At 42.5% G+C, this 6196-nt stretch carries 4 protein-coding genes; all 4 read right to left on the reverse strand.

Annotated elements, in window-relative coordinates:
* Positions 1-31: 31 nt before the first annotated feature.
* Entirely contained in the window at positions 32-982 is a 951-nt protein-coding gene (locus QT974_RS00090; protein WP_333466518.1) for a tetratricopeptide repeat protein, read from the reverse strand.
* 158 nt (positions 983-1140) lie between these two features.
* Entirely contained in the window at positions 1141-2202 is a 1062-nt protein-coding gene (locus tag QT974_RS00095; protein WP_333466519.1) for a tetratricopeptide repeat protein, read from the reverse strand.
* 143 nt (positions 2203-2345) lie between these two features.
* Complete coding sequence (locus QT974_RS00100) at positions 2346-4736, reverse strand: TIGR04372 family glycosyltransferase (RefSeq protein WP_333466520.1); 2391 nt, start codon at positions 4734-4736, stop codon at positions 2346-2348.
* 36 nt (positions 4737-4772) lie between these two features.
* Positions 4773-6196: tetratricopeptide repeat protein (locus QT974_RS00105; protein WP_333466521.1), on the reverse strand; the 1424-nt coding region annotated here is incomplete at its 5' end.

Below are 6196 nucleotides of genomic sequence, written 5' to 3' on the forward strand. Positions count from 1 at the left end.
GTCTTAAAAAGTCTGTTGCTAGATTTGAAGTTTACTTTTGCCACTCTGGCTGGAGAAGATCGATCGCAGCTTTGTAGCTGTTTATGCCTTCTTCTGTCTTGCCCTGCTCTTGCAATGCGACTCCGAGACGATAGTGTGCTTCAGACGAGTTAGGATTGCTCGATATCACCTTTTGATAGCTAAAAATCGCTTCCTCCAGATTGCCAATTTTTTCCTGAGCTATTCCCATCGTTAAATATGGTTCCCACGAGCCGGAGTTAGTGATAATCGCTTGTTGATATTCAAAAATTGCCTCCTCAATTTTTCCTGATTTGACAAGTTCATTACCCGATTTTATATAATTGCTTGACAGTTTTTGATAATTTTGATATTCCTTGATTATAGGAGGTGGGGACAGGCTGTTTGAAAGGTATTGACCATCATAGGGTATCCGAAACTCTGACTCACAGAGTTTTTGTATTGCTACAAAAATCAACCGGGGTTCTTTAATTAAACTTGGTAAGGATTCAACTATAGATTGACTGTAAGGGGTAACAGGTTTGACACTTTTTACGTCCACAACTGCCAGAGACAGTAATTTATAGTCATTAGCAGCGACTAACCACTGAAAAAAAGATGGCTGATAATTATAAAATCCGTGATTGAGCGAGCCGTGAAATGGTAATCCATGAATCATAACTCCGCCCTCTCTGCACAAATTGTGAATGTTTTTAAAGCATTGATATTGATTAAAGCAATGTTCGGAACTTCCGTGATTAGTGACTAAATCAAATTGTTGTGAATAGCCATAAGTTTCAGCCAAATCTTTATTCATATCGAAGACTAAAGAGTCTAACGATTCACAAGTATCAATGCACTTGTAATTTTCAAATCCCAAGCTTTCGTATAGTGATTTGGCTGTAATTGGTTCGCCCTGATTGTGGCTAAAATCTCCGACTTCTCGAGCAATTCGAGCGGCAAAGTCGTCCCAGTTTGCAACCATAATACTCTGCTCGCCGATTTCCATCACACTTTTTAAATCAGTGAAGTAGCCCCGAGCATTCAATAAACAGTAAAAATTAAATGTTGTGATGCCAATTCCCATAATGATAACTTCTCAAATATTTTGACAATCTAGAAAGTATGTTTCTAGATTGAAGTTTACTTTTGCCACTCTGGCTGGAGAAGAGCGATCGCCCGTTGGTAGCTTTTTATGCCCTCCTCTGTCTTTCCCTGCTCTTGCAGTGCAACTCCGAGGCGATAATGTGCTTCAGCGGAATTACGGTTGTACAATATGGCTTTTCCGTAGCTATCGATCGCCTCGTCCAACTTACCGAGTTTTTGCAGAGCAACACCCATAAGTATATATCCGTTCCATGCGTATATATTAGTGATAATCGCTTGCTGGTATTCAAAAATACCCTCTTCTATCTGACCTAACTCAACAAATTGATTGCCTCTATTTAGATAATCGTTTGATAATTTTTGATAAGCTCGGTATTCACTTACTATCGTACCTGGTGAAATTGTATTCGAGAGATATTGACCATCATAAGGCACGCGAAACTCTATGTTATCGAGTTTCTGGAAAGCCACAAAAATTAATCTTTGTTCTTGAGGAAGAGTGACCAATGACTTGACAGTATAATCGCTATAGGGTGTCAAAGATGTTACATTCGCATCAGTGATCGTCATTGACAATAATTTATAATTATTAGCAGCAGCCAGCCACATAAAAAAAGATGGATGATAATTATAAAATCCGTGATTTAGCAACCCTTGAAAGGGGACACAATGAATCATTAATCCGCCTTCACTGCACAGATCGTGTATGTTGTTAAAACACTGATACTGATTGAAACAATGTTCGGAAGTGCCGTGATTAGTCACTAAATCAAATTGTTGCGAGTATCCGTAGGCTTGCTGAAAGCTTTTGTTGAGATCGAAAACCAGAGCCTCCGGCGATTCATCAGTATCTACACACTTGTACAGCTCGAATCCCAAACTTTCGTATAAAAATTTAGCTGTGATATTTTCTACGGGAGTAAGCTCCCCACCTTCTACTAAGTCGATATGAGATGCAAAATCCTCCCAACCTTTAACTGCTATTTTCTGAGAACCAAGTTCGCAAACACTTTTTAAACCATTGAAGTATCCTTGATTCTTCAGCATTGAGTAAAAATCTAATGTCGTGATGCCAATTGCCATAATGCTTACTTTCACTCCTGCTCTATTATTTACTACTTAAATACCCAATCAGTCAAAATATTGGCGATCGCAAATCGATCTGTAAAAAAATGGTCGCTCCGGTTTTTCGGGAAAAATCACCTCCTAGCTGGGATTGAGTTAGTTGAGCATTTATCTGCTTACCGGGCGGCTGCATAGTTGGCGATCGTTGCTACGGCTTGATGTTTGTCTCCCCGATCGCTCATAGCTGGCAACAGCCAAGCATACTTGCGTAAAAAAGTCCTCCCAATGCGGCTGGAGCCATAGCACTTATTACTCTCGGCAAGCACCGTGAACTGTTCCTGCAATTGTTCATCTGCTGTTGTATACTCAACTTTGTCGTCCAACCGCTCCAGCATTTCGACAACTAAATCATTAATTTCTTCTCTGGTGTTATCTACTACTGTAATACCCATATCAGAAAGCACTTGGGTACTGAACACGTGACCTACAGGAGCAGGGATTAACTCAGCAAATGTCAACAAACGCTCTTCCTTCTGAGACCAGTACAGCTTAGGAATCAAAATATTTTGACTGTACCAGGAGCGGAACGCTCCTAGAGGTACCCAATTTGTTAAAACGCACGGCACTCCAAAGATCGACGGTACAAAGCAGAGTCCTGAACTTGTGCCGATAAAAAAGCGACACTGAGCACAAAGAAACACATCCATCCAATCGCTTCTAACTTCACTGCAAGCATAGTCAATCACCTGTTTCATTGCCGGTAGGGGCTTCATTGTGCGATCGCCCACACGAATCACCCACCCACCGTGTTCGACGATCGTCTCAACAGCCAACATATATGTATCAATGTCCGCATTGCGGTATTTCTGACATTTTAGTCCCTGATGGTATCCGCCGTTGAAGCCATCCTCCCGAACGTGCAAACAAACAAACCAAGCATTTTTGGGTAAGCCTAGGGACTGCAAACAGCGCCAGCCTTGCTCGCTGTCTGAATCAGACAGCGAGAGCAAGGGAGAACGCCCTTCCAATTCCCATTGTTTTTGTACTGCTGCTCCTGCTTCAGAATAGAGCATGGTTTGTCCGTTAGATAAAGTAACAGAGTATAAGCTCTCTTCGAGATAGGGTAATGAGTCAGAGAATTCCTTGAGACTTTCTGGTTCTGAAACCATTTCTAGATAAGGACGCCAGTAGTTAAGAAAATGAGGATTAGCAATATGCTGACCAGGCTTGAGCAACAACAGCCGACGGTGAGGTGAAAGCCAGCCCAAGGCTTCCATCTTGAGATGCCAATCTATCAAAGCTATGTGGCCGATGGCGGCTGTCCAAATACTAGATAAAAATCGGACGTTCAACTGGTCAAGGTTGTGCGAGCGAGCCAAGTTTTGCTGTACTCTATTGGCTCTGCAAAGCATATTCCGCCACTGTTCGCTCTGGCCGCGCAAGCAAAATCTAGCTCCAATTATAATGTATGCTTGCAGCCAGTCTGGCTTGAGCGCGAACATCTTTTCCCAACAAGCGATCGCTTCGTCGTGACGGTTCAGTTCATCTAGGGCTATTCCTAATAGATAATGTGCTTCGGGCCAGTCTGGTTTGAGGGTCATTGCTTTCTGGTAACTTTCCAGCGCTTCGCCAAATCGACCTTCTTGCGCTAGCACACTTCCCTGTTCGTAATAAGCACTTGCCAAGTTATGGCAAGATGCGATCGCTTGTTGGTAAATATCAATTGCCTCATCTAGGCGGCCCCGCTCTTCTAATGCTTTACCCCACCGCGTCATCGCCTCTCCCAATAGTTCGGAAGACTGATGGTAGTGCGGGTTCAAATCCATTGCACGGCGGTAGGCCGCGATCGCTTGTTGAAGATATACTGATTTGATTAAGAAGATGACCAGGGACTTATATTCTGATGATTCTTGAATCTCAGCAACGATTTGTCGGCGGTCTGTGCCATTGCGGAGATAATGAAGGAAATGCTTTTTGCCTTGTTCGTCAGGCTCGCGTTTAAGATAGGTAAAATATACTTTTTCTACAAAATCTTCGTCGTTTAGCGGGCTGGTTTCTTGCAAAAAGTTTTGGCTGCTGGAGTAGAATAACGGAGTTAGATAGTCAGGACTCTTACCGGGCAGAACTAAAATTTCCGCTAATTGGCTGTAGATATCTAAAGATTCTGGTAAATTTTCTGGGTTAATTTCAAGGGCAAGTTTATAGAATGTTTCACCCAGCTTTTTGTGAAAGCCATAATAATTAGGGTTCGCAGCAATAGCAGTATGATATTCCAAAATGGCCTTGTTTACATAGCCTTTTGTATGCCAAACATCCCCGAGATTATGGTGAGACCAAGCCGATTTTGGGTTGAGGGCTACGGCGCTATCGTAATAATCCATAGCCTCGTCGAATCGGCATATTTGGGTCAAACTTTCCCCTAAATTATGGTAATATAGATAAAAATTTGGCTGGCTTTCAATAGCATTTTTGTAATGAGCTATCGCTGCTTCTAATTTCCCCTCCTGCTTGAGCTTATTGGCGATTTGAAAACTATTACTTGTTCTTTGTTGAATTTCTTCATTCATAATTACACCTTTATTTATCAAAATTTTTGTTCTGAGTTATGCTTGCCATCCAAATCTGTCCAACAGGCGATCGGGCATCAAAGAAGAAGCCTTCTCTATCTGTTCGGGTGCGAACACTTCCCGCCATTCGTCAGTCCGTCCTTTTCGATAGTGCGTACCTTCCAGAAATTTGGGCGGTTCGGGAAAAGTAAACTTGGTGGTTTCTATCTCGTAAAAATTCAGTATTGACTCAAATAAAGCCTTGGGATTTGTTACTAGCTCTTCCTGTTGCGTAAACAGTATTTTGGGATAAAAGGATGGATTTTCTTCGGCATCCAACCACCCTTCTATCCATTTAATTGCCTTCGGCAAGAATCCGCTTTCTATTTCATGATTTATTTGCTCGGTAATTGACCTCGAAAAATAATCTTGCGGACAAGATTTTAATTTAAAAAATAATTCTTCCTGAGTAGGCGCGTCCCTAGATTGTTGAGTTCTGTTGAGATGATCTACCCAAGATACTAGGGCTTGCCGCGGATCGCGAACATTCACCAACAGTCTGTCTACAATCCGCAGTGTTGTAAACTGATTCCACTCGTGAGGATTGGTATGAACAGTAATTACACACGATACTGGCTTGGTATATATTTCTGGCGATTTTATTTGCCAATAATAATCTAATAAACCTATGGGTACACACGCTACTAAGTCGGTCGGCGAGCCTGGTATATTTAACCCGTTTTGCAAGGCTTGGGCAATGTAGACTGTTCCTGATTTCGGTAAAGCGCACAGACAGATAGTCCCGATCTCGCCCCGATCGCGGGCTGCGGCAAACTTAATTTTATTTGAATGATAGTAACGGCGCAGCGCTTCATCGTGCTGGCCCCGCATGAGCGATAGATTGGCCAGTTGGAAGTGACCTTCTACAGAGTTTGGGTTAATTTCAACGACTCGCTGGCAGCAGTAAGTTGCTTTGTCAAGCTGGTTATTAATTCGCAGTGACGGCACTAACTCGAGCAGCACTTCTGCTAAATCCGGTTGAATTTCAGCAGCTTGCTCGTAGCTTTCAATAGCTAAATCGAATTGACTTAGCTGAAATCTGACATTTCCCAAGTTGTAGTAAGCTGCTGCTAATTTGGGATTAATGGCGATCGCTTGTTGGAAAACTTCTGTGGCCTCCACAAGTTTACGCTGTTCGATCAGCAATTTACCTAAATCGTTATAAGCTTCATAAAAATTCGGATTGAGCTTGGTGACGCGCAGATATGCTTCTATTGCTTGCTCTGGCTGATTCTGCGTAACGTAGAGATTGCCTAACTGCCACCAGATTTCTGAATTTTCCGGTTCTAGTTGTAGCAGATTTTCGTAGGCTTTTAGATCGTCTGGATTTAGTTTTATTAAGCGCCGGTAGGCTGCTATTGCTGGCTCTGGCTGATTCTGTGTAACGTAGAGATTGCCTAACTGCCACCAGATTTGGGAGT

This window comes from Microcoleus sp. BM001215392, assembly GCF_036700185.1.
In the GTDB taxonomy this organism is placed as follows: Bacteria; Cyanobacteriota; Cyanobacteriia; order Cyanobacteriales; family Microcoleaceae; genus Microcoleus.